The 23,843-nt window shown below is 34.1% G+C and carries 20 protein-coding genes; 11 read left to right on the top strand and 9 right to left on the bottom strand.

What is annotated here, in order from left to right:
• Positions 1-84: 84 nt before the first annotated feature.
• Together IMCC3317_RS12285 and IMCC3317_RS12280 are read right to left on the bottom strand one after the other, a co-directional pair.
• Positions 85-594, bottom strand: coding sequence for a DUF3124 domain-containing protein (locus IMCC3317_RS12285; protein WP_160129790.1), 510 nt, complete (start codon positions 592-594; stop codon positions 85-87).
• 177 nt (positions 595-771) lie between these two features.
• Complete coding sequence (locus IMCC3317_RS12280; protein ID WP_160129789.1) at positions 772-1,650, bottom strand: cell division protein FtsX; 879 nt, start codon at positions 1,648-1,650, stop codon at positions 772-774.
• 348 nt (positions 1,651-1,998) lie between these two features.
• On the opposite strand from IMCC3317_RS12280, the gene IMCC3317_RS12275 reads away from it, so the two are divergent.
• From IMCC3317_RS12275 to IMCC3317_RS12260, 4 genes are all read left to right on the top strand, one after another.
• Positions 1,999-4,992 carry a leucine--tRNA ligase gene (locus IMCC3317_RS12275; protein WP_160129788.1) on the top strand — a complete coding sequence of 998 codons (2,994 nt, stop codon included), beginning with the start codon at positions 1,999-2,001 and terminating at the stop codon, positions 4,990-4,992.
• Positions 4,993-5,299: 307 nt separating this feature from the next.
• Complete coding sequence (locus IMCC3317_RS12270) at positions 5,300-5,881, top strand: hypothetical protein (protein WP_160129787.1); 582 nt, start codon at positions 5,300-5,302, stop codon at positions 5,879-5,881.
• Between the two features lie 107 nt (positions 5,882-5,988).
• Positions 5,989-6,684 carry a zinc metallopeptidase gene (locus tag IMCC3317_RS12265; RefSeq protein ID WP_160129786.1) on the top strand — a complete coding sequence of 232 codons (696 nt, stop codon included), beginning with the start codon at positions 5,989-5,991 and terminating at the stop codon, positions 6,682-6,684.
• Positions 6,685-6,817: 133 nt separating this feature from the next.
• Complete coding sequence (locus tag IMCC3317_RS12260; protein WP_160129785.1) at positions 6,818-8,467, top strand: MutS-related protein; 1,650 nt, start codon at positions 6,818-6,820, stop codon at positions 8,465-8,467.
• A 143-nt stretch (positions 8,468-8,610) separates the two neighbouring features.
• On the opposite strand, the gene IMCC3317_RS12255 is transcribed toward IMCC3317_RS12260, so the two are convergent.
• The gene (locus IMCC3317_RS12255; RefSeq protein ID WP_160129784.1) at positions 8,611-9,081 is read right to left on the bottom strand and encodes an Lrp/AsnC ligand binding domain-containing protein; all 471 of its coding nucleotides are present in this window, start codon (positions 9,079-9,081) and stop codon (positions 8,611-8,613) included.
• Between the two features lie 469 nt (positions 9,082-9,550).
• Entirely contained in the window at positions 9,551-10,915 is a 1,365-nt protein-coding gene (locus IMCC3317_RS12250; RefSeq protein ID WP_160129783.1) for a saccharopine dehydrogenase family protein, read from the bottom strand.
• A gap of 90 nt (positions 10,916-11,005) precedes the next feature.
• On the opposite strand from IMCC3317_RS12250, the gene IMCC3317_RS12245 reads away from it, so the two are divergent.
• Both IMCC3317_RS12245 and pckA read left to right on the top strand, forming a co-directional pair.
• On the top strand, positions 11,006-11,404 hold the full coding sequence (locus tag IMCC3317_RS12245) for a DUF423 domain-containing protein (protein ID WP_160129782.1): 399 nt from the start codon (positions 11,006-11,008) through the stop codon (positions 11,402-11,404).
• A 130-nt stretch (positions 11,405-11,534) separates the two neighbouring features.
• Positions 11,535-13,133 carry a phosphoenolpyruvate carboxykinase (ATP) gene (gene pckA, locus IMCC3317_RS12240; protein ID WP_160129781.1) on the top strand — a complete coding sequence of 533 codons (1,599 nt, stop codon included), beginning with the start codon at positions 11,535-11,537 and terminating at the stop codon, positions 13,131-13,133.
• Positions 13,134-13,316: 183 nt separating this feature from the next.
• Here the strand turns inward: pckA and IMCC3317_RS12235 are convergent, their stop codons facing one another.
• Together IMCC3317_RS12235 and IMCC3317_RS23890 are read right to left on the bottom strand one after the other, a co-directional pair.
• The gene (locus IMCC3317_RS12235; RefSeq protein ID WP_160129780.1) at positions 13,317-14,063 is read right to left on the bottom strand and encodes a uroporphyrinogen-III synthase; all 747 of its coding nucleotides are present in this window, start codon (positions 14,061-14,063) and stop codon (positions 13,317-13,319) included.
• Positions 14,064-14,084: 21 nt separating this feature from the next.
• Positions 14,085-14,744 carry a DUF4271 domain-containing protein gene (locus tag IMCC3317_RS23890; protein ID WP_160129779.1) on the bottom strand — a complete coding sequence of 220 codons (660 nt, stop codon included), beginning with the start codon at positions 14,742-14,744 and terminating at the stop codon, positions 14,085-14,087.
• 272 nt (positions 14,745-15,016) lie between these two features.
• Between IMCC3317_RS23890 and IMCC3317_RS12225 the strand changes: the two genes are divergently transcribed.
• From IMCC3317_RS12225 to IMCC3317_RS12210, 4 genes are read left to right on the top strand one after another with little or no spacing between them, the layout of a single operon-like run.
• Positions 15,017-15,754: a polyprenol monophosphomannose synthase gene (locus tag IMCC3317_RS12225; RefSeq protein WP_160129778.1), complete on the top strand. Its 738-nt coding sequence runs from the start codon at positions 15,017-15,019 to the stop codon at positions 15,752-15,754.
• On the top strand, positions 15,747-17,081 hold the full coding sequence (locus IMCC3317_RS12220) for a dihydroorotase (RefSeq protein WP_160129777.1): 1,335 nt from the start codon (positions 15,747-15,749) through the stop codon (positions 17,079-17,081). The genes IMCC3317_RS12225 and IMCC3317_RS12220 overlap by 8 nt, the downstream gene beginning before the upstream one ends.
• Positions 17,078-17,536 carry a DUF4296 domain-containing protein gene (locus tag IMCC3317_RS12215; RefSeq protein WP_160129776.1) on the top strand — a complete coding sequence of 153 codons (459 nt, stop codon included), beginning with the start codon at positions 17,078-17,080 and terminating at the stop codon, positions 17,534-17,536. The genes IMCC3317_RS12220 and IMCC3317_RS12215 overlap by 4 nt, the downstream gene beginning before the upstream one ends.
• Before the next feature lie 14 nt (positions 17,537-17,550).
• Positions 17,551-18,444 (top strand): TolB-like translocation protein, encoded by an 894-nt coding sequence (locus tag IMCC3317_RS12210; RefSeq protein WP_160129775.1) that lies wholly within the window; start codon positions 17,551-17,553, stop codon positions 18,442-18,444.
• Between the two features lie 248 nt (positions 18,445-18,692).
• Here IMCC3317_RS12210 and IMCC3317_RS12205 read toward each other — a convergent pair whose 3' ends face one another.
• Positions 18,693-19,697 carry an NAD-dependent epimerase/dehydratase family protein gene (locus tag IMCC3317_RS12205; protein ID WP_160129774.1) on the bottom strand — a complete coding sequence of 335 codons (1,005 nt, stop codon included), beginning with the start codon at positions 19,695-19,697 and terminating at the stop codon, positions 18,693-18,695.
• Between the two features lie 66 nt (positions 19,698-19,763).
• Between IMCC3317_RS12205 and tyrS the strand changes: the two genes are divergently transcribed.
• Positions 19,764-21,065 (top strand): tyrosine--tRNA ligase, encoded by a 1,302-nt coding sequence (tyrS, locus tag IMCC3317_RS12200; RefSeq protein WP_160129773.1) that lies wholly within the window; start codon positions 19,764-19,766, stop codon positions 21,063-21,065.
• Positions 21,066-21,295: 230 nt separating this feature from the next.
• Here the strand turns inward: tyrS and IMCC3317_RS12195 are convergent, their stop codons facing one another.
• Together IMCC3317_RS12195 and IMCC3317_RS12190 are read right to left on the bottom strand one after the other, a co-directional pair.
• On the bottom strand, positions 21,296-22,597 hold the full coding sequence (locus IMCC3317_RS12195; protein WP_160129772.1) for an MFS transporter: 1,302 nt from the start codon (positions 22,595-22,597) through the stop codon (positions 21,296-21,298).
• A 230-nt stretch (positions 22,598-22,827) separates the two neighbouring features.
• Positions 22,828-23,805: a LuxE/PaaK family acyltransferase gene (locus tag IMCC3317_RS12190; RefSeq protein WP_160129771.1), complete on the bottom strand. Its 978-nt coding sequence runs from the start codon at positions 23,803-23,805 to the stop codon at positions 22,828-22,830.
• Between the last annotated feature and the right edge of the window lie 38 nt (positions 23,806-23,843).

The following is a 23,843-nucleotide window of genomic DNA, read 5'->3' as shown; positions in this document are numbered from 1 at the left end:
TCCATAATTTTCGTTAAAGCGAACCAATAGGATCAATCAATGAAATAATGAAAAATAGATTAATTAAAATAGCTTTCATTACACTTATTTTATGCGTTTCCCTTGTGTTGTAAACGAAAGTCCTTGTTGTCCCATCGTAGAATTCATAACGCCTTCAAACAGCGGTTCGGAACAACCATTTGGTGTTTTCCATTCAAAAATAAAATTAGAACCTGTACCGCCTGAAATATCTTTTTCGTCAATAATAATTTCGGCAGTTTCTAGTGGAGCTAAAAAAATAGGTTTGTCAAAATACGTACGAACTAAAACTCCATGTGTATCGTAATACCTAGCTTTTAAAACATATATAGTGTCTTCATCACTTGTATTTCGCAAACTAACCATGGCAGTTAAATTGTGTTTTTTATGTTCAGATAAACTATAAATTTGTGCATAAATAGAAAGATAGGTTTTGCCATATGCAAGCGAATCTTTATTGCTAATATCGATCATTCTCTTAGACCAATTTTCAGGATGAATCGAGCTAATTTCGTCGTTATCTTTACAACTCACGAGTAAAATTGCACTAAAAAAAATGAATAAAAATGACTTCATGTATTGTGTATTTTGATGATTCAAATAATTACAACGAAAGATAGTTATAAAATTTATGCTTCAATAGTTTGGCTAGATGTTTTCAATTAAATTATATTTTCCAACAAGTCTATACTTCGACTCCGCTCAGCATACAATGTCTAAGAAGTCTAAGTACGTCTAAAAATCTAAGCAAGTCTAATAATACAATTGATCTGTTCGTAAATTCAAGAAACGTTGCGTAGCAAAGAAACTACTCAGTAATGTAATCAAAACGCCAATCACCAAAATTCCTCCAAATACAGAGCCAATCAATACTTTATCGCTTGTCAATTGTAATTCTGGCACTGATTTATTAGCATAATACAATGCGCCAGCCATTCCTGCCAAAGCTAGAATTGCAGCAATAACGCCCATTTTTACACTATTCCAAATAAAAGGCTTGCGAATAAAACCTTTGGTGGCACCAACCATTTGCATGGTTTTAATCGTAAAACGTTTTGCATATACCGAAAGACGAATAGAACTATTAATCAACAACGCGGCAACAAACGCAAAGAAAATACAGGTTATCAAAATTCCGAGTCCAATCTTTTTAATATTTGCATTTAACTTGGAAACTAACGGTTTGTCAAACGAAACTTCTTCCACAAAATTCTTTTCAGAAATCTCAGCGGCAATTTCTTCTAGCTTTTCAGCGGAAACAAATTGTGCAAGTACATAGACATCTAACGAATTTAACAATGGATTTTCGCCTAAATATTCAACAAAATCTTCGCCAATAGTTTCGGTTAAATTTGCCGCAGCGGTTTCTTTTGAAACAAATTCGGCAGACTTTGTATATTCTGCCAACGCTAATGTTTTCTGTAACTGTTTAATCTCTACATCTTTTGCGCTATCTTTCAAATAAACAGTCAAAGCGATTTTTTCTTTATAATAATCAGCAACTTTTTTCGTATTCAACACTAACAAACCGAGCATTCCTAATAAAAAAAGTACAAGCGTAGTACTTAGTACAACCGAGAAATACGAAGAAATCAATCGTTTTTTTTGATACTTTTCAAAAGAAGAACCCATAAATAGTGCGTTAGATGTGTAAAAGTAGAAATTTTAAATACAAAAGCGTTTATAAGTTTAAAAAGTTTATCAGTTTAATGGTTATAGGTTTTGAAATTATAAATGTTGAATGCTAAATTATAAATCAAAAATTACTTTCGAACAAACGAACAAACGAACAAACGAATAAACGAATAAACGAATTATTGAAATTAAAAATGCAAAACTCAAAATATAAAATATAAAAGTGTTTCTTTCCGACAACCAAATCAACGAAACAACAAAAAAACGAACAACCAAACAACCAAAAGAATCTTTTGCCATTCATACAATAACCGTTAAATTTGCGCTTCTTTAAAAATCATCAAAATGAAGTACAATTTCAACGAAATTGAAGCCAAGTGGCAAAAAATTTGGAAAGAACGAGGAACTTTTCATGCTGAAAATCAATCCGACAAACCAAAATATTACGTACTCGACATGTTTCCATATCCGTCAGGAGCTGGATTGCACGTTGGTCATCCGCTAGGTTATATTGCTTCAGACATTTACGCGCGTTACAAGCGTCACAAAGGTTTCAATGTATTGCATCCGCAAGGTTATGACAGTTTCGGATTGCCTGCTGAGCAATATGCAATTCAAACTGGTCAGCATCCAGCAATTACGACTAAAACGAACATTGCACGCTATCGTGAGCAATTGGATAAAATTGGTTTCTCATTCGATTGGAGCCGAGAAGTTCGCACCTCAGATCCTGCGTATTACAAATGGACGCAATGGATTTTTATCGAACTTTTCAATTCATGGTACAATATAGAAACTGACAAAGCGGAACATATTGATACGCTTATTGCGAAATTTTCCGAAGCCGGAAATGTCGAAGTAAAAGCAATCTGTGATGATGAAATTGCTATTTTCGCTGCCGCAGAATGGACTCAGTATGATTCAAAAACACAACAAGAAATACTATTAAAATATAGACTCACCTATTTAGCAGAAACGGAAGTAAATTGGTGTCCAGGATTAGGAACAGTTTTAGCAAATGATGAAATTGTAAACGGCGTTTCAGAACGTGGCGGACATACAGTTATTCGTAAAAAAATGACACAATGGAGCATGCGAATCTCTGCGTATGCACAACGTTTATTAGACGGTTTGAATACAATTGACTGGCCACAACCATTAAAAGACTCACAAACCAATTGGATTGGTCGCTCACAAGGTGCAATGGTTTCGTTTAAAGTTGACGAACACGACGCAAAAATTGACGTTTTCACCACACGACCAGATACAATTTTCGGAGTAAGTTTCATGACGCTTGCGCCAGAACACGAATTAGTTGCAAAAATTACCACTGCCGATCAAAAAGAAGCAGTTGAAAATTATAGAGCTGCAACTTCAAAACGAAGTGAACGCGAACGAATGGCAGATGTAAAAACCATTTCTGGAGTATTTACAGGAGCTTTTGCGTTGCATCCTTTTACAGGAGAAAAAGTACAAATCTGGATTGGCGATTACGTATTGGCAAACTACGGAACAGGCGCAGTAATGGCAGTTCCGTGTGGCGATCAACGTGATTATGACTTTGCAAATCATTTTGGGTTAGAAATTCCAAATATCTTTGAAAACGTTGACATTTCAGAAGAAGCACACGCAGGAAAAGAAGGAACTAAAATTGCAAACTCTGATTTCTTAAATGGTTTATCGTATAAAAAAGCGATGAAAACTGTCATTTATGAAATGGAAAAACGTGGTTTTGGAAAAGGAAAAATTAACTATCGTTTGCGCGATGCGGTTTTCTCGCGTCAGCGTTATTGGGGCGAACCATTTCCAGTGTATTACGTAAATGGAATGCCGCAAATGATTGATGTACAGCATTTACCAATTGCATTGCCAGAAGTGGAGAAATACTTACCAACCGAAACTGGCGAACCGCCATTAGGAAATGCTGAGGTTTGGGCTTGGGACACGAATACAAATACGGTGGTTTCTAATGAAAAACTTGTCACTTCGAGCGCAGTCGAGAAGCAAGACAACGGAATCTATCCGCTAGAACTCAACACAATGCCAGGTTGGGCAGGAAGTTCATGGTATTTCTTCCGTTATATGGAAAAAGCATTGCGAGAAGATGATTTTGCAAGCAAAGAAGCGTTGAACTATTGGGAAAATGTAGATTTATACATTGGCGGAAGCGAACACGCAACAGGACATTTACTATATGCGCGTTTTTGGACAAAATTCTTAAAAGATAGAGGTTTTGTTGGTGTTGATGAACCGTTTGAAAAGTTGATTAACCAAGGAATGATTTTGGGAACTAGTGCTTTTGTGTATAAACCTTCATCTATATCTTATGAGCAAGGAGAATATGATAAAAAGAAGACTCCTGAACTTTTTGTTTCATCGGACTTGGTAGAAAAAGTAAAAAAGAGGTTTGAAACTTCTGGAGTTAAAGAATATGAAGAGGCGTATTCTTTTTATCTTAAAAAAATTAAAAAATTAGAAAAAAATTATAATTTAACTAGAATAAGTGCAGATTTCATTAAGCATCATGCCGATGTAACTTTTGTAAATGCTTCAGATGAATTGGATATTGAAGCCTTCAAAAATTGGCGTGCTGATTTTAAAGATGCTGAATTCATTTGCGAAGAAGATGGAACTTTTCAGGTTTCTCGAGAAGTCGAAAAGATGTCGAAATCGAAATACAATGTCGTAAATCCTGATGAGATTTGTGAAGCGTATGGTGCCGATAGTTTGCGTTTGTTTGAAATGTTTTTAGGACCTTTAGAGCAAGCAAAACCTTGGAATACCGCAGGAATTTCAGGAGTTTTTAGTTTCTTAAAAAAATTATGGAAATTATATATTGCAGACAGTGGACCAAATGTAACAGAAACTGCACCGACAAAAGACAACTTGAAAACGTTGCACAAAACGATTAAAAAGGTAGAAGAAGACATTGAAAACTTCTCGTTCAATACATCGGTTAGTACGTTTATGATTTGTGTAAACGAATTGATACAACAAAAATGCACAAGTAGAGAAATATTTGAACCGTTAACCATTTTAATTTCTCCGTATGCACCACATATTGCGGAAGAATTATGGTTTCGTTTAGGAAATGAAGGCTCTATCTCACAAGTACCTTTTCCAATTTTTGAAGCAAGACATTTGGTAGAAAGTTCAAAGGAATATCCAGTTTCGTTTAACGGAAAAATGCGCTTTAAAAAGGAATTACCACTTGATTTATCGAAAGAAGAAATTGAAAGAATTATTCTAGAAGATGAGCGCACGAAAACACAACTAGATGGCAGAACTCCTAAAAAAGTAATTGTAGTTCCAGGAAAAATCATTAATATCGTAGGGTAGAGTTGAAAGTGAAAAGTTATAAGTTAAAAGTGAAAAGTGAAAAGTTGAAAGTGAAGTGAGCACGGAGTTTCTTTTTCCGCAGTGTAGTATTCATTTTTCGTTAAGAATTTTTGAAGCCTTGGAAAAAATTTAGAAAAATGAATGCGGTTTTAGTTTTTCAGAGAAAAAACTAAAAACACCTCTGGAAAAACGCATTTTCTTTTGTTTCTTTTCTTTGTGCGAGCAAAGAAATAGAAAATTAAAAACGATCAATCTAAGTAGAATTATAGTCGCTCGCTTGACTTTACATCACAATAAAATTATATAAATGAAAAAAATAGTCTTTATACTAGCAATTATTTGTATGTCTTCGTGCTTGGCGCAAAAGAAACAAGTAAAAGAACGTGCAGGAAAAAATGCGGAAGACAAAGCGTTTCCTAAAAATTATGCGTTTCCAAAAGAATATGTTGGTACGTATGCAGGAAACCTAAACATAGCAGATGCTTCAGGTGTATTGCAAAATATTCCAATGGAATTAATCATCAAGCCAACGGAAGATCCTAAAAAGTTTTCATACACATTAGCATATATCATTAGTAAAAAACGTGATGAACGCAATTATACGCTAATTGTAGTTGATCCTGAGAAAGGGTTTTATGATTTAGATGAAAATAATGGTGTTGTGTTAAGAGCTAATTACATGCGACAAACCTTATTTAGTACGTTTGAAGTAAATAATAGAATCTTAAATAGTAGCGTAGAATTTAAAAATGATGGACGCGTATTTTTTAATATTATCGTTACAGAAAAAGGCGATCCAAGAAAAACTGGTGATGACAAAACCGTTGTGACAAGTTATCATGCAATCGTAATTCAGAAAGCAGCATTACGAAAAGTAGATCGTGATTAGTATGTTTTCTGTATTCAAATGATAAAAAGATGAACTCATATGCATACAAACCTCGCTAATTTGGCGAGGTTTTTGTATTTTAGAACACATACAAATAAAAATAAATTATGTTTTCAAGTGGATATATGCTCTTAGTGGGCGCAATAATGTTGATTAGTATGTTTGTGAGTTCGAAACTCAAAAGCAAATTTGCGCATTACTCTAAATTACAATTACGCAACGGAATGAGCGGAGAAGAAATCGCGAAAAAGATGCTTTCAGATCACGGAATCAGCGATGTAAAAGTGATCTCAACGCCAGGAATGTTAACCGATCATTACAATCCTCAGAAAAAAACGGTCAACTTAAGTGAAGGTGTTTTTAATCAACGAAATGCAGCAGCAGCAGCAGTTGCCGCACACGAAGTTGGACACGCTGTACAACATGCAAAAGGCTATAAATGGTTGAAAATGCGCTCGAACTTGGTGCCTTTGGTAAGTATTGCTTCTAAATTTTCGCAATGGGTTATTTTTGGTGGAATTGCGTTAATGACAATGCAAGGTTTAGGAGTTGGAAGAACGGTTTTAATTGCAGGATTAATCATGTTTGCGGCTGGAACATTGTTCAGTTTTATAACACTTCCTGTGGAATATGACGCAAGTAACAGAGCCTTGAAATGGCTGAAAAACAAAAATATGGTAACGCAAGAAGAATTTGCAGGCGCGCAAGATGCTTTAAAATGGGCAGCACGAACGTATGTAGTTGCCGCCCTTGGTTCATTAGCGACTTTATTATACTTTATGAAATATCTTAATAGGAGATAAAATATATGAAACGTCATTACGAGAAATTTTAATTTCGAAGTAATCTGTTCATAAAATAGCAGATTGCTTCATTTCACTCAATCTGACGAGTTTGGTTTTCAAAACACGTTAGATTTATTCAACAACAACAGGCATGAATTGGTTTCTAGGCTTACTTTTAGTACTTGTTTTGATCTATTTATATAGACACAATGCAAAGAAAAAAGCATTGAAAAAGCTCAAAAATAGCTTGCTCGAAAATTGGGGAAAGAAACCAGCAGAAAAACGTTTCGATTTTACTATAATTGGCAACTATTTTTTAAACAATAGAAATAGAGAAAAAGCATTTCATATCATTTCTGAAAAAACTCAAATTGATTTAGATCTTCATGAACTCTTCAAAAATATAGACAGTACGTGTTCCAAAATTGGACAACAATATTTATACTTCAAATTACGGACTGTTCAGTCCATAGAAAAACTATTAAAATTTGACAGTTTAACACAGCTTTTTCTGCAACATAAAACGTTGCGGATCAATTGTCAACTCCTATTATCGCAACTAAATACAAATAGTGCGTACGATTTGGAGAAGTTGATTCATGGCAAACAAGTCAAGAAATCCAACATACTTTGGCTTGTATATAGTTTAAATATTGCAACTATTTTATTTTTCTGTTTAGGTTTTTACAATTCAATTTTCTTCTTTTTTATAGTGCCTATTTATCTTGTAAATATGTTTCTGCATGTAAAAAACAAGAAGAATGTCAGTTATTATTTGAGCGGTGTAAAACAACTTTCAAAAGCTTCTAGGGTTGCGAAAGAACTCTCCGAATTCAAAGAAATAAAACAACAGTATGGCACGTTTCCATTTCTAAAAAAGATAGATGCAATTAAATTAAAAACTGAATTTTTAGGGTTTGAAACTACGTTGTTAACCAATGAATATTTTCTAGCAATTTGGATGCTGATAGAATTGGTAAAAGTGCTTTTCAATATAGAATATATCATATTTAATAGTTTTATTGAAGGCGTAACGAAAGAAAAAGATAGTATAGAAGAATTGTTTGTTTTTATTGGAGAAATAGATGCAGCAATCGCGACAGCTTCTTTGAAATCGCGCGATATAGAAACGTGTACGCCAGTATTTACCAACGAAAAGCAAATTTCGGCGGAAGCCATTTCACATCCATTAGTAGAAGATTGCATTTCGAATAATTTACATATTCAGGACAAAAACGTTTTAATTACAGGCTCAAATATGTCTGGAAAAACGACGTTTATTCGCGCAATTGCAATCAATAGTTTAGTAGCGCAAACCTTGAATGTGTGTTTTGCGAAAGCATACAAAGCACCATTTTTCAAGCTATATTCTTCCATTCGTATTGCTGATGATGTCTTAAAAAGCACGAGTTATTATTTGGAAGAAGTAGTAGCTGTCAAGGAATTAATTAATGCTTCCGCAGCTAAAGAACCTTGTTTATTTATTTTGGATGAACTGTTTAAAGGCACAAATACAATAGAACGTATTTCTGGCGGAAAAGGCATTTTGACTTATTTAGGAAAACAAAATAATATGGTGTTCGTGTCTACGCACGATATAGAACTCACCGAATTATTGCAAGCTGAAAGTTATGAGTTATATCACTTTAGTGAAACGATTGCAAATGAAGTTTTAGTGTTTGATCATAAAATAAAAGCTGGAAAGCTGAAAACGCAAAATGCCATCAAAATTTTAGAATTATACGAATATCCTGAAGAAATTATTTTGGATGCTAAAAAAACTAAAAGAGATTATTTTTAATAAAAAAAGAACAATTTTCGTCAAGCTGAACTTGATTCAGCTTCACAGAATCATTGTAATATAATGATGTGCGATCCTGAATCAAGTTCAGGATGACGTTTTAATTTTTTCACAAACAAAGTGCATTGAGCGGCGTCGAAATGCTACACTTCAATCTGTCGATCAATTTGTTGGTTTAACGAAATAAATGTTTCTGTTCGTGAAACACCTTTAATAGCTTGTACTTTATGATTTAAAATATGCATTAAATGTTCGTTGTCTTTACACAAAATTTTAATGAGAAGCGACCAATTTCCCGTTGTATAATGACTTTCCATCACTTCAGGAATTTGCTCCAATGCTTTTACAGCATCAGGATTTCGAATCGCTTTATCTAAATGAACACCTATAAACGCCATTGTTTTATAACCCAATATTTTCGGATTGATGACAAATTTTGAACCTACAATTAATTTTGAATCTTCTAATTTCCGAAGCCGTTGATGTATGGCTGCGCCAGAAATACCAATAGTTCGTGCAATGCTTAAAATTGGCGTTCGTGCATCTTTCATCAACGCGCGAAGAATTTCTTTATCAATTCCGTCAATTTCTATTTGGTCATTAATCACTTTCATAAAATCTATGTATTTGTATATCCGCTACGTCACCCTGAACTTGATTCAGGGTCTCATTATATACTCTTGACTATAAATAATGTGTGATTCTGAATCAAGTTCAGAATGACGCACTCTAACGCTTTATGGAGATACAGTTATTTAATAAATGAAAGCCAAAATTAAGATATTTGTTTCAATTTTTAATCAAAAAGCAACTATTAAAATATAATTGATAGTTTTAGTGAAGATATACTTCGGAATTGAAATACATTGAAATCAACAATTAGTACCAAGCGATTTTGATACGTCTTTGCGAGAACTTGTAAAAGTTCGTGGCAATCTGTTTATTGAAGAGCAGATTGCTTCACTATCGTTCGCAATGACGGAATGAAATAACAATTTTACTTCGTAAAACCACTCGATCTGACGACGCTGAGTTTATAACTAATGTAAGTTAACAATCAACAATCGTACATCAAAAGTATCCTTACATATTAGAAGGATCATACCCAAAATACGGAACTTCTTCTTCGTTAAAAGTAATCCCAAATTCTTTTAATTCTTTTAGAATAGGCGCATAAACTTCTTTCGTAATTGGCAATTGAACTCCTGGCGTTTTAATTTCGCCATTCAAAATTTTCAAGGCAGCAATTGCAACAGGTAATCCAACGGTTTTTGCCATTGCAGTGTAGGTTTGATCTTCACCAAGAATCACCATTTTTGACTCAATTTGATGTTTTTCACCATCTTTTTCGTAGCCAAATTTATGATACATTACAAGCATATCTTTGTCTTCTGGCGCAAGCGTCCAACTATCCATCAATATTTTTTGAAGAATTTGTGCTGGCGTTGCATTTTCTAAACCAACCATTTTCTTCGGATTAAAAACGTCTAATTCTAACAGTTTTTCCCAAAGTGTATCATCTTGATCTATTTTTAAATTGTGGCGCATTTTCAATTCTACAGAATCTGTTGGGCTGTACGGTAAAAACGAATTTACAAAGTCGCGGTAACTCATTTCGGCAGAGTTTTCAATCGTATAACTATCGTCTGTCATTCCTAAAATCACAAACATTTGCCAAGCTCTAGAAAACCCAACTCTTCTAATTGTTCCTCTATATAAGGTCAGAATATCGTCCAATCCGTAAACGCTTCTGTATTTTAACGAATCGCGATTTGCATACGCTTCAAACTTTCCGAAGCCTTCTACTTTTAAAAATTCAGTTCTGCGGTACAATCTGTGATACGGAATGTATTTATAAGTTCCTTCTTGAATAAACTTTGCAGTTCCACCTTGTCCAGCTAATACAACGTTTCTAGGATTCCATGTGAATTTATAATTCCATAAATTGGTATCACTTTCTGGAGCGACTAATCCGCCAGTAAACGATTCAAAAAGGATAATTTTTCCGCCATCTTCGCGAATGCGATCAATTACTTCCATCGCACTCATGTGATCGATTCCTGGATCAACTCCAACTTCGTTCATAAAAACGAGTCCTTTCGCTTTTGCGGCTTCGTCTAGTGCTTGCATTTCTGGACTGATGTAGGAAGCAGTCACCATGTTTTTTCCAAAATGCACACAATCTTTTGCGACTTCAACATGAAAACGCGCTGGAAGCATTGAAATTACGATGGACGCTTTTTCAATGGCAGCTTTTCTGCTTTCTTCATTAAAAACATCTAATAAAACGGCAGAAGCATTCGGATGATTTCCGACGAGCTTTTGAGCATTTTCAAGGTTGATGTCTCCAACAGTTATATGTAAATTTTCGGTCTGACTTTTATCTAAAAAATATTTGATGAGATAGGAAGCAGATTTTCCTGCTCCAATAATTAAAATGTTTCGCATAAGTGAGTTTTGTTGCGTAATTTTGTAAAAAGACAAATATAACACGAATGTAGCAAATTGTTACATTTATAAATATAACTTCACTGCTTTATGAGAAAAAAAATTCTAATCACAGGCGCAATTCTAGGTTGTTTGGTAGTAATTTTGGGAGCATTTGGCGCACACGCACTCAAAAAGATACTTACAGTTGATCAAATTAGTTCTTTTGAAACTGGTGTTCGGTACCAAATGTATCATGCATTATTATTGCTGTTTGTAGGTGCTACTGCGTTTATTTCGCCTAAAGCGCAAAAACTAATGTATGTTTTTGTTTTATGGGGAATCGTTTTGTTTTCAGGTTCCATCTATTTATTAGCTACAAATGATGTTACTCCTTTCAATTTTAAAGTAATTGGCTTCATTACACCAATCGGAGGAACTTTATTAATCATTGGATGGATTATTCTTATCGTGAGTTTTTTTAAGCTGAAAATGGATAAAACGACCTAAAAATGCAGTATTTCCAAAAATGGAGATACTTTTTTAAATTAAAGTGGATTAAATTGCTTGAAAATGCGCTATCTATAAAAATATTTATACTTTTGTGCTTTACAAAAAACACAACAAAGAGTTAAAAGTTATGACAAATAACACCTTCTCAACGAAAACGATTTCGTTAAATCAATATGGAATCAAAGATGCCAAAGTGCATTATCAACTTTCCTCAGATCAACTTCATGAAGAAACTATAAACAAGAAACAGGGAATTGAAACTTCTTTAGGAGCTATTACTGTGAATACAGGAGAGTTTACTGGAAGATCGCCTAAAGATCGATTTATAGTTAAAGATAGCATTACAGAAGACAAAGTTTGGTGGGGAGACATCAACATTCCTTTTGAACCTGCAGCTTTTGATGCTTTGTATGATAAAGTAGTTGATTATTTATCAGAAAAAGAAATATATGTGCGTGATGCGTATGCGTGTGCAGATAAAAATTATAAGCTAAACATTCGTGTAATCAATGAATATCCTTGGAGCAATATGTTTGCTTACAACATGTTTTTACGTCCTACGGAAGCAGAATTGGATGGTTTTGAAGAAGAATGGTTAGTGGTAAACGCGCCAGGATTTATGGCAAACCCTGAAGTTGACGGAACGCGTCAGCATAATTTTGCTATTTTGAACTTTGAAAAGAAAATCGCTTTAATCGGCGGAACAGGATATACAGGAGAAATCAAAAAAGGAATCTTCTCTGCGTTGAACTTTGTGCTGCCAGTATTCAAAAACACATTGCCTATGCATTGTAGCGCGAATGTTGGTAAAGATGGAGATACTGCTATCTTTTTTGGATTATCAGGAACAGGAAAAACAACGTTGTCAGCAGATCCAGAACGTAAGTTAATTGGTGATGATGAACACGGTTGGACAAACGAAAATACAGTATTCAATTTTGAAGGTGGTTGTTATGCAAAAGTGATCGATCTAAGTGAAGATAAAGAACCAGAAATTTATCATGCTATTAAAAAAGGAGCAATTCTTGAAAATGTGGTGTTGGATGAAAACAAAAATGTAGATTTCGCTGATACGTCTATCACACAAAATACACGTGTAAGTTATCCAATTTATCATATTGACAATATTCAAGTGCCATCTATCGGGAAAAATCCTAAGAATATATTTTTCCTAACGGCGGATGCATTTGGTGTGTTGCCTCCAATTTCAAAATTAACGCCAGGACAAGCGGCATATCATTTTATTTCAGGATATACGGCTAAAGTTGCAGGAACAGAAGCAGGAATTACAGAACCTGTACCAAGTTTTTCGGCTTGTTTTGGAGCACCTTTTATGCCATTACATCCAACAAAATATGCTGAAATGTTAAGTAATAAAATGCAAGAAGCTGATGTAAATGTTTGGTTAATAAACACAGGTTGGACTGGCGGGCCTTACGGAACAGGAAGTCGTATGAAGTTGAAATATACGCGTGCTATGATTACGGCAGCGTTAGAAGGGAAACTAAATGATGTAGATTTCCATACGCATCCAATTTTCGGATTGGCAATGCCAAAAGCGTGTCCAAACGTACCAACGGAAGTATTAAATCCGATTGATACTTGGGAAAACGCTGCTAATTATAATGCGAAAGCTGCTGAATTATCAAACTCATTTAAGAAAAACTTTGCGCAGTTTTCAGCGTATGCAAATGAAGAAATTATGAATGGCGGACCAATAAATTAATTCAAGAAACGGCAATTCGAATGATTTTTTATCGTGTCAACATAGTTGAAAAGATAAAAAAATGTATCGAGAATAATTTTTGAATGTTTATAAGTTTACGTCAAGAATAGTACATAACCAATCCAAAACAAAAACGCCTGAATCATATGATTCAGGCGTTTTTTATATATTGTAAAAAAGTAATTATTTCTTATTTACTTCGTCAATGTATTTTGCCAATGCCATTGTCATAGAAGGTGTTTCTGGTGTTGGAGCTTTAATATCTACTCTCAATCCAGCTTCCGTAGTTGCATCAATGGTTGAATTTCCAAAGACAGCAATTCGAGTTTCATTCTGTTCAAAACTTGGAAAATTAGCTAATAGAGATTTAATTCCGGAAGGACTAAAGAACACTAAAATGTCATAATATACATCTCGTAAATCTGACAAGTCACTTACTACAGTTTTATAAAATATGCCGCGTTCCCAAGAAATATTTAAAGTATCTAAAGTATCTGGAACAGTTTGTTTCAAAGCGTCAGATGAAGGTAATAAGAAAGATTCGTCTTTATATTTCTTAATAAGCGGAGACAATTCTTGAAATGTGCGTTTTCCAACATAAATTTTACGTTTTCTGTACACAACATATTTTTGTAAATAGTAAGCTACTGCTTCTGACTGACAAAAATACTTCATACTATCTGGAACCTTAAAACGCATTTCTTCCGCTACTCTGAAGAAATGGTCAACTGCATTTCTACTGGTCAAAATGATAGCAGTAAACTTTGTTAAGTCAATTTTTTGATTTCTTACATCTCTTGCACATACTCCTTCAACGTGTATAAACGGCCTGAAATCAATTTTCACCTTTTGCTTATCAATAAGCTTAGAATAAGGAGAATTCTCAATTTTTGGTTCCGGTTGAGAAACTAAAATGGTTTTTACTTTCATAAACCTGTATTTAATGTTGCGTTACTTAATTAAAAATTTATAGATAACGAAATAGGGGGCAATTTCAAGTGCGCAAAGATACAAAATAAAATAAAACAACTTGCTGATTATCAATTTTTGATGATTCTTCAGGAGAAAAAAGAATACGATGAAATTATATGCAAAAAATGTAAGAATTACTGAGAAAAACACATACTTATTACCATCTAACCAATAAACAATGAGTAAGTTGATTGGAATCAAAAGTAGTCCAAATAGGTTTCTAGCGCTAATCTTGTGAAAGTTATAAATATTTACGTACTTTTCTATGTCTAAAATTACTGCAATTATTTTTTCAATAATGTACTTAATGATGCTGAAAAATAGTAGGAAAGAGATGATTTTGACAAAAAGTAACGGCGTATTGACCAAATGTGGGCGAAAAAAAGTAGCCGCAACATACCCAAATATTGCAAATGAAATGATCTGAATGCCAAATAATAAAGTGGTAAAACCGTTGATTAAATCTTCTTGCTTTGCAAGAAAGTTATTCTGATATTTATTAGAAACTAAAAACTCTAAAAATAATCCAAACTGCTTTCTGAAAACAAAACGCGTAAAAACTAACAAACAAAAGGTAATCACGAAAAATAACGTGAACCAATCTTTGGAAATAATCGTTCTTTCAACAGTTTGTAACATTTGGTAAAATTAGTGAGTATGTTAAATAATACATAAAAAATTAGCACAAAATAACATACCTATTTTTAAAACTTATAATTTGATTACTTTTGCTATGCCAAATAAGCTTTAAAATGATTGATGTAAAATTTGAATTATAGTTTCTTTAGTTGAAATAGAAAATATAAGCATAGCCTTAGTTACGGTTCTGTTTTATATTGAGAGTGTAAAGGAAATAGAAACAAATTTATCGGTTATTTTAAAGTTTATTTGGTATTATCTTAAATTAGAACATGTCAGACGCAATTATTGTCATACCAACGTATAACGAAATTGAAAATATAGAAGCAATCATTGAAGCAGTTTTTGCTCAAGAGAAAGCGTTTCATATTTTGATTGTGGACGACAATTCTCCTGATGGAACTTATAAAGAGGTTGAAAAACTCCAAGAGAAATACCCAACACAACTATTCTTAGAACGAAGAAAAGCCAAAACTGGCTTAGGAACTGCATATATTCATGGTTTCCGTTGGGCTTTGGCGCGCGATTATGAATATATTTTTGAAATGGATGCTGATTTTTCACACAATCCAACAGACTTAATTCGTTTGTATAATGCGTGTGCAAATGATGGCGCAGATGTCGCTATCGGCTCTCGATATGTAAAAGGTGTCAATGTTGTCAATTGGCCAATGAATCGTGTGTTGATGTCTTATTTCGCTTCTAAGTACGTGCGATTCATCACGGGAATTCCAATTCATGATACAACAGCAGGTTTTATCTGTTACCACAGAAAAGTGTTGGAAACAATCGGTTTGGATAATATTCGGTTTGTCGGCTATGCTTTTCAGATAGAACTCAAATTTAAAGCATGGAAACACGATTTTAACATCAAAGAAGTTTCTGTTATTTTTACCGACAGAACCAAAGGAGAATCTAAAATGGACAGTTCTATATTTTCGGAAGCTGTTTTTGGAATTATCAAAATGAAAGTCAGAAGTATGTTTACTAAAAAGAAACACAATGCATAAAATACTACTAAAAAACGCACAAATAGTTAGTGAATCAGACATAAAAACGGCTGATATTTTGATTGAAGGCGAACGAATTTCTAAAATAGGAAGCAATCTTACCGATGAAGCCGATGAAGTAATTGATGCAACTGGAAAGCATGTTTTTCCTGGAGTTATTGACGATCAAGTGCATTTTAGAGAACCTGGATTAACGCACAAAGCAAACATTGCAACGGAATCTAGAGCTGCCATTGCTGGCGGAATTACGTCTTTTATTGAAATGCCAAATACAAATCCGCAAACAACTACTATTGAAAAGTTAAATGATAAGTTAAACATTGCCAAAGAAACCGCGTTTGCAAACTATTCGTTTATGTTTGGTGGAACGAATGATAATTTGGATGAAATCTTAAAGGTTGATCCAACGCAAGTTGCAGGATTAAAACTATTTTTAGGTTCATCTACGGGAAATATGTTGGTGGATGATGAAAAAGTTTTGGAAAAAATATTCTCAAGTACGGATATGGTTATTTCTGTGCATTGTGAAGATGAAGCAACCATTAAAAAGAATTTAGCAGAATACAAATCAACATACGGAGACGATATTCCAATGGAGTTTCATCCGATTATACGAAGTGAAGAAGCTTGCTATATTTCATCTTCGCGCGCAATTGAATTGGCAAAGAAAACAGGCGCACGTTTGCACGTTTTTCATCTGTCAACAGGAAAAGAAACCGCATTATTTGACAATTCGATTCCATTAGAAGAAAAGAAAATTACGGCGGAAGTTTGCATTCATCATTTATGGTTTTCGGATGAAGATTACAAAGAAAAAGGAACACATATAAAGTGGAATCCTGCGGTAAAAACAGCCAATGATCGCGCGCAATTGTGGGAAGCTTTATTAGATGATCGTATTGATGTGATTGCAAGCGATCATGCGCCACATACATTGGAAGAAAAAAGTAATGTGTATACCAAAGCACCTTCTGGCGGACCGTTAGTGCAACATGCGTTAGTTGCCATGATTCAAGCGCACAAACAGGGAAAAATCTCGCTAGAGAAAATTGCACAAAAAATGTGTCACAATCCAGCTAGACTATTTCAAGTAAAAGATAGAGGATTTATAAAAGAAGGTTTTTATGCCGATTTGGTATTGGTTGATGTAGAAAAACCGTGGGAAGTTTCCAAAGACAACATTCTGTATAAATGTGGTTGGTCGCCTTTTGAAGGAACAACGTTTGATTCGACAATAACGCACACATTTGTCAATGGAAATTTAGCGTATGCAGAAGGAATATTTTCTGAAAAACGCCATGTAAAACAGTTAGAATTTAACAGATGAAAAAATATATAACGTGTTTATTGCTTGTATTGATTACAGTTTCTTGTAGAGAAGAAGCCGTGCCAAAACCTGATAATTTATTGTCAGAGGAAAAAATGGCGGCAATTTTATACGATGTTACGTTGATCAATTCTATTAAAGGAGTCAATAAAAAGAAATTGGAAGAAAGTTTCATGCATTTAGACACCTATTTGTACAAAAAGCATGATACGGATAGTTTACAATTCTTAGCGAGTAACAATTACTACGCGGCAAATCCGTTGAAATATGACAAGGTTTATAGTTTGGTTGAAGCACGATTGTACAAAGAGCGCAAAGGAATTGAAAATGAATTAAAAGCCGAACAAAAACGCAGAGATTCTTTACAAGAAGCAAAAAAATTAGAACGTAAAAAGAACGATACGTTGCCGAAGCCTAAGTTTAAGCAAGTGCAGAAGGAGAAGAATAAGAAATAGTGTTTTCAGTCAAAATGAAGAAATTCAAAATCATTTTAGTAGTATTTGTAATTGGCTTTTTGAGTTGTGAAAACCAAACAGAGAAAGCTAAAATGCAATTTTTAACTGAAAAAATACCAGACAATATTCCTATTGAGTTCAATCAAAATATAATTCCAAAAAATAAACGTATTCACAAAGGAATTTTTAGTCCTGACTTACAAGAATATTATTATACAATTTCTGATAAAGACTTTGAGAATTTTGAAATTTATGTAATTAAAAAGAAGAGCGAAAATTGGTCTCAACCTGAAAAAGCATTTTTTAATAGTACATACAACGAACATGGAATGAGTTTTTCGCCAAGCGGAAATACACTTTATTTCAGCTCTACAAGACCAACGAATATTAATGGAATTCATCAAACTTGGCATATATGGAAATCAGATAAAGTTGATGGAAAATGGCAAGAATCTACTTTTGTAGATATTCCAAACTTGAGAACTAAATTAGTTTCGCATCCAATAATTACAAACTCTGGAACTTTATATTTTCACTCAAGCAATTTAGATTATAGTGAAATGAATATTTATCATTCAAAACAAGTGAATGGTACATTTGAAGACTCAGAAAAAACGTCAATTTCAATGCCATTAAATTCAGTAACGTGTACACCTTATGTTTCAGCAAATGAAGAATATATAATTTTTGCTTCCATAGGAAAACAACTTGATTTAATGATAAGTTTCAATGATGGAAAAGGTAACTGGACGCGTACAAAAAGGTTGAATGACACCATAAATAATTTGGGGCAAGGAAATCCATATGTAACGCCTGATCATAAATTTCTTTTTTTCACAACAGGCGATCATCTAGAAAAGAACTGGAAAGTGAAATGGGTTGATATAGCTTCTGAAATTGAAAATTAGTCTTTTACGCAATCTGTTCTTTTTCCGAAGTGTAGCAATCATTTTTCGTTAAGAATTTTTGAAGCCTTGGAAAAAATTTAGAAAAATGAATGCGGTTTTAGTTTTTCAGAGAAAAAACTAAAAACACCTCTGGAAAAATGCACTTTCTTTTGTTTCTTTTCTTTGTGCGAGCAAAGAGAAAGAAAATAAATAGTAGAAAATGTGCTACTAAATAAAAGATATTCTTAAGGAATTAAAATTTAGAGTAACTAACCATTATAACGCTCACTCACACGCTCAATACTTTCTTCCACTGGAATAAATGTAAAATTCAATGCTTTCTGAATCTTGCTACTCTCAAAAAAACTTTGCGATTGTATAGATTGCGCCGTTTGCTTGGTTAACTTTCGTCGTTTTCCTGTAAAAAATTGTCGCCACCAATCCATTCGCCAAGCGATTCCTAACAAAAATGCACTTGCTTCTTTTTGCGGTGGTTGTACGTGTAATGCTTTTGCTGTCACTTGCGTGAATTTTTCCAAACTCCAATTTTCAGCAACTAAAATAAAACGTTCTCCTTTTATATCGCTATTCATCAATTGAATCATCACGGAAACAACATCTTTTACATCTACATAACTCAAAATTCCTTTCGTGTAATATTTTAGTCCTTTTTTGATGGTTCTAAACAATGAACCGCTTCCTGAACGCCAAAATCCAGCACCTAAAATAATCGCAGGATTTACAATGACAACATCCAAACCTTCTTGCGAACCGCGCCAAACTTCCATTTCGGAACCATATTTTGAAATTGCGTACACATTATTATCAGCTTCTGGATTCCAATCTGTTTCTTCCGTAATCGGAATTGTAGGATCTTCATTTTCGCCAACAGCCGCTACCGAACTTACAAAGCAGAGTTTTTTCACGCCATAAGCGATACATAAATTTACAACATTGGCAGTTCCTTCAATATTAATCTTCCGTAAGGAGTCAAAATCTTTCGGATCAAACGAAATTAACGCTGCTACATGATATACATGTGTAATTTCGGGAAATACAACTTCCAATGATGGAACATCTACAACGTCAGCTTTGTGCCAATCTATCTTCTCAAAAAAAGGAATTGAGTCATCAAAATAATATGAAAACACATTTTTTACAGCTTCCAATTTATCAATTGTTCTGTAAATCGCTTTTACACGCGTTTCCGTTTGTACCAAATGCGCCAATAAATGCGCGCCAACCAATCCAGTTCCACCAGTTACTAATATCATGCTACTAAAATAAACTTTTTTCTTTTCACTTTTATATCTTTGCGAAGCTTAATAAAGAATATACAAATGAATAGCAATTTAGTAGAAGAGTTACGTTGGAGAGGAATGATACACGATATCATGCCAGGAACAGAAGAACAATTGGTGAAAGAAATGACGACTGCGTATATTGGATTTGACCCAACATCAGATTCATTACACATTGGAAGTATGGTTCCTATTATTTTGTTGATGCATTTGTATAAATCTGGACATAAGCCAATTGCATTAGTTGGTGGCGCAACAGGAATGATTGGCGATCCATCAGGAAAGTCGGACGAACGTAATTTATTGACAGAAGATATTTTGGCTAAAAATGTAGCTGGAATCAAGCGTGTATTATCTCGTTTTTTAGATTTTAATTCGAAAGAAGAAAATGCACCAATTTTAGTGAACAATTACGATTGGATGAAAAATTTCTCTTTCATCGATTTTGCTCGTGATGTTGGAAAAAGAATCACGGTAAATTACATGATGGCGAAAGATTCTGTAAAGAAACGTGTTGGAGAAGAAGGTGCAGGAATGTCATTTACAGAGTTTACATACCAATTAATTCAAGGATACGATTTTTACCATTTACACAAAGAACACAATTGTTTGCTGCAAATGGGCGGATCGGATCAATGGGGAAATATTACCACAGGAACCGAATTGGTTCGTAGAATGAACACGGAAGAAGCTGCAAAAGCATACGCAATGACCTGTCCGTTAATCACAAAAGCAGACGGAACAAAGTTTGGAAAAACGGCTGGCGGAAATATTTGGCTAGATGCTGATAAAACTTCGGTATATCGTTTTTACCAATTTTGGTTGAATGCTTCGGATGAAGATGCTGAAAAGTACATTAAAATCTTTACATTTTTAGATAAAGAAACCATTGATGCTTTGCTTGCTGAACACGCAGAAGCACCACATATACGTTTGTTACAAAAGAAATTGGCTGAAGAAATTACGATTTTAGTTCATAGTAAAGAAGATTTAGAAAATGCTCAAAAAGCAACGAATATTTTATTTGGAAAATCGACTTCTGACGATTTGAAACAACTTGATGAACAAACATTTTTAGATGTTTTTGAAGGAATTCCGCAAGCAGAAATTGAGCGTGCTGATATTGAAGAAGGTTTGGATATGATCGCAGCTTTAGCTGCAAAAACGAACTTTCTAAACTCTAACGGAGATGCAAGAAGAGCGTTAAAAGAAAACTCAGTTTCGGTAAATAAAGCGAAAGTTAACGAAGATTATAAAATTACAACGGACGATTTGATTAATGATAAATTTGTGACAATTCAGCGTGGAAAGAAGAAGAATTTTTTGTTGATTGTGAAGTAAGTTGTCGGTTGACAGTTTTCAGTTGTCGGTTTACAGTTTTATGTGAGTCGTCAGTTCGAGTGATTTTTGTAGTAGAACGAAAAAATTGCACTTCGATAAACTCAGTAGAGCTATCGAGAACCATTTGAAAAACAAAAGGTTCTCGATACAAAATCTTTGCAAGATTTCACTCGAACTGACGTAAACTACTTTTACATTTAGCATTTAAAATTTTACATTTAAAATTCATTTTACGCTTCCACATTCGGAAGTTTGTAGCTTCGGTACGCGCCATAAATCCCGAATACGGAAAGTACTAAAATAACGCCTTCAATTGAAATTAGTGAAACCAATGCGCTCAATCCGCCAGTGATTAGTAAAATAATTCCGATTACAGTATTACTCACCGAAACATAATTGGTGCGTTCGTTTCCTGTAGCCATATCTACAATGTAGGTTTTTCGTCCGAGTCGTACGCCTTCATGTGCAATTCCTAAGATGAAAAAAGCAATCGGATACAACCAATTTGCATTTCTGAAATCTTCAAAATAAGCAACAATACAGAAAATAATGATTCCTAAAATAGAAGCAATTAACACACCAATTGCCATCACATTTTTGCTCGATTTGTCTGCGAGTTTTCCCCAAGTTGGCGAACTTACAATGGAAGCAATTCCTTTTGCAATGATAAATAATCCTAATAAATAACTTTCTTTACCAACATATTTTTGCGCTAATAGTATATAATATGGCGCTGTTAATGCCGAACATAATAATAACGAACGCGCAATGACAAAGTTTCGGAATTGTGCGTCTGTTTTTAGTAAACTCAGCTTCGATAAAATTCCGCCTTGTGATTCTTTTTTAGGTTCAATTTCTCCTGGAAATTCTCTAATTCTTGAAAATACAATCGCAGCAATTAACCAAGTTGCCGCTGCAAAAAAGATGAGATAGCTGTAAAATGTAATCGTTGTTTCGCTTTTGGAAGCGTATAAAATGTATAATCCTGCGGCTAATACTAAAATTCCTGATATGGCAACCGTGTAGCCTTTTAGTTTTCCACGTCTAGTTTTTGGAATGGTTTTTCCTGTAATATCTTTGGATGATAAAGACGATAAACTCCGCGAAATACTGAATACAATGACGGCGATAATTATAAGCCAACCAGCAGTAACGCCTTCAAAATATAAGGCAATGAAACCAATAGAAGCAATTGCCAAAAATTGAAGAAATGCACCAAGAACCCAAATCCACTTTCGGATGGCTTGTTTGCTGACATATTTTGCCAACGCAATTTGCGGAACCATAGAACCTGATTCTCGGATCGGAACTATGAAACTGATTAAATATACAGGCGCGTTTACGTAACTCATCAACCACGTTAAGACGGTTTTTGGATTGCTTAACGTGTCGCCAAGCTTGATAGCAACATTGCTGAAAAGAATTAGAAAGTAATTTTTCGCAACATGTTTACAAGCTTCATCTGTAATGTCTGTACAAACGCGTTCCTCTTTTTTTTCGTCATTTAAATAACGATATAACTTTTCAAACATGTAAATACTGAGGTTTTTTTTAGTCGAATTTTTCCGTGTATAAAGATACTTTTTTTTGAATGATTACTTTTAGAATTTCCTCGTAGAAATGACAAACCCTGAATAGTGCGTAGTAGGAACAATATTCAGGGTTTTACTTATTAAATAACTAACTCAATTTGAGATGAAACTCTCTATTATTAAGTCGTTTTTATGTGTAAACCTTTCAATATGATTGTGTTAAAGAAGTATTAAAAAACCATTAAATTACAACCTCTAATGTCTGAATGATCAAAACGCCCGAGAATTTCGAATGTATTATTTGAATGAATTTTTCCTAAATCTTGCGTAGCAATGAATGAACAGGAGTTGATATTTGCCAGATCAATTACGTTGATTCCCCCCGATTTCCCTTTCCGTTGAAGTGTCAATGCATCTTCAGGATCGCGTGTGAATAGTTTCATCCAAGGTGGCGTTTGAAAGATGCCATTTCCATTGGAATATCCTTGTGAAAGTAATTCGGTCATGCCATATTCGGAATGAATTTCGGTCACGCCAAAACCTGTACAAAGTTGTTGATGCAATTCTTCCCGAATCATTTCTTTTCTACGACCTTTCATGCCGCCAGTTTCCATGATAATCGTATGTTTCAAGCAGAACTGAGTTGTTTCAATCAAATCTAATAAGGCAAAAGAAACGCCAATGAGAAGCACTTTTTTTCCTTCCTGATCTAGTTTGATGAGTTTTGCAGCAAGCGCATTTAAATCATGCAAATAAAAACCACTTTCCGCATGTTTGCTTCGCTTGATGAGGTCATTTACCATGTATGTTAATGAAGAGCCAGTTCGTTCTAAATAATTAGGCAATAAAGCCAAAATTACATAGTCTTCAATGTTTCCATAGAAATGTTGAAATCCTTTTAGATAGCTTTCTTCGTAGATAGTAAGATCCGTTACATGATGTTTGCTAGGAATGCTTCCTGTAGTTCCTGAACTTGTAAATGTTTCTTGAATTGGATTACTGTTGGAAACGATTTCGTGCGATTTGAAGAATTCGATAGGAAGAAAAGGAATGTCTTCAATTTTTGAAATATCGCTTGGATGTTTATATAATAAATCGCAAAATGAACGATAGGTTTTATTATTTTCAAATTGATGCTTGAACGTTTGAAACGTTATAGTTTCAAAAGTTGCATCATCGGTGATTTTGAAAATTGTGTTGGAATTCATTCGTGTAAACTGAGAAGACAAAAATAGGTAAAATAAGG

This window comes from Kordia antarctica, from assembly GCF_009901525.1.
Lineage (GTDB): Bacteria > Bacteroidota > Bacteroidia > Flavobacteriales > Flavobacteriaceae > Kordia > Kordia antarctica.
The sequence above is the reverse complement of the archived record's forward strand: the minus strand, read 5'-3'. Positions and strand labels throughout refer to the sequence as shown.

Bases quoted from the DNA above. Each gene is read 5' to 3' on its own strand.
- IMCC3317_RS12270 (WP_160129787.1), top strand. From the start codon at position 5,300: ATGAAAAAAATAGTCTTTATACTAGCAATTATTTGTATGTCTTCGTGC.
- IMCC3317_RS12255 (WP_160129784.1), bottom strand. From the start codon at position 9,081: ATGAAAGTGATTAATGACCAAATAGAAATTGACGGAATTGATAAAGAA.
- IMCC3317_RS12285 (WP_160129790.1), bottom strand. From the start codon at position 594: ATGAAGTCATTTTTATTCATTTTTTTTAGTGCAATTTTACTCGTGAGT.
- IMCC3317_RS12205 (WP_160129774.1), bottom strand. From the start codon at position 19,697: ATGATATTAGTAACTGGTGGAACTGGATTGGTTGGCGCGCATTTATTG.
- IMCC3317_RS12245 (WP_160129782.1), top strand. From the start codon at position 11,006: ATGAGAAAAAAAATTCTAATCACAGGCGCAATTCTAGGTTGTTTGGTA.
- IMCC3317_RS12265 (WP_160129786.1), top strand. From the start codon at position 5,989: ATGTTTTCAAGTGGATATATGCTCTTAGTGGGCGCAATAATGTTGATT.
- IMCC3317_RS12250 (WP_160129783.1), bottom strand. From the start codon at position 10,915: ATGCGAAACATTTTAATTATTGGAGCAGGAAAATCTGCTTCCTATCTC.
- IMCC3317_RS12280 (WP_160129789.1), bottom strand. From the start codon at position 1,650: ATGGGTTCTTCTTTTGAAAAGTATCAAAAAAAACGATTGATTTCTTCG.
- pckA (WP_160129781.1), top strand. From the start codon at position 11,535: ATGACAAATAACACCTTCTCAACGAAAACGATTTCGTTAAATCAATAT.
- IMCC3317_RS12220 (WP_160129777.1), top strand. From the start codon at position 15,747: ATGCATAAAATACTACTAAAAAACGCACAAATAGTTAGTGAATCAGAC.
- IMCC3317_RS12215 (WP_160129776.1), top strand. From the start codon at position 17,078: ATGAAAAAATATATAACGTGTTTATTGCTTGTATTGATTACAGTTTCT.
- tyrS (WP_160129773.1), top strand. From the start codon at position 19,764: ATGAATAGCAATTTAGTAGAAGAGTTACGTTGGAGAGGAATGATACAC.
- IMCC3317_RS12225 (WP_160129778.1), top strand. From the start codon at position 15,017: ATGTCAGACGCAATTATTGTCATACCAACGTATAACGAAATTGAAAAT.
- IMCC3317_RS12275 (WP_160129788.1), top strand. From the start codon at position 1,999: ATGAAGTACAATTTCAACGAAATTGAAGCCAAGTGGCAAAAAATTTGG.
- IMCC3317_RS23890 (WP_160129779.1), bottom strand. From the start codon at position 14,744: ATGTTACAAACTGTTGAAAGAACGATTATTTCCAAAGATTGGTTCACG.
- IMCC3317_RS12195 (WP_160129772.1), bottom strand. From the start codon at position 22,597: ATGTTTGAAAAGTTATATCGTTATTTAAATGACGAAAAAAAAGAGGAA.
- IMCC3317_RS12235 (WP_160129780.1), bottom strand. From the start codon at position 14,063: ATGAAAGTAAAAACCATTTTAGTTTCTCAACCGGAACCAAAAATTGAG.
- IMCC3317_RS12210 (WP_160129775.1), top strand. From the start codon at position 17,551: ATGAAGAAATTCAAAATCATTTTAGTAGTATTTGTAATTGGCTTTTTG.
- IMCC3317_RS12260 (WP_160129785.1), top strand. From the start codon at position 6,818: ATGAATTGGTTTCTAGGCTTACTTTTAGTACTTGTTTTGATCTATTTA.
- IMCC3317_RS12190 (WP_160129771.1), bottom strand. From the start codon at position 23,805: ATGAATTCCAACACAATTTTCAAAATCACCGATGATGCAACTTTTGAA.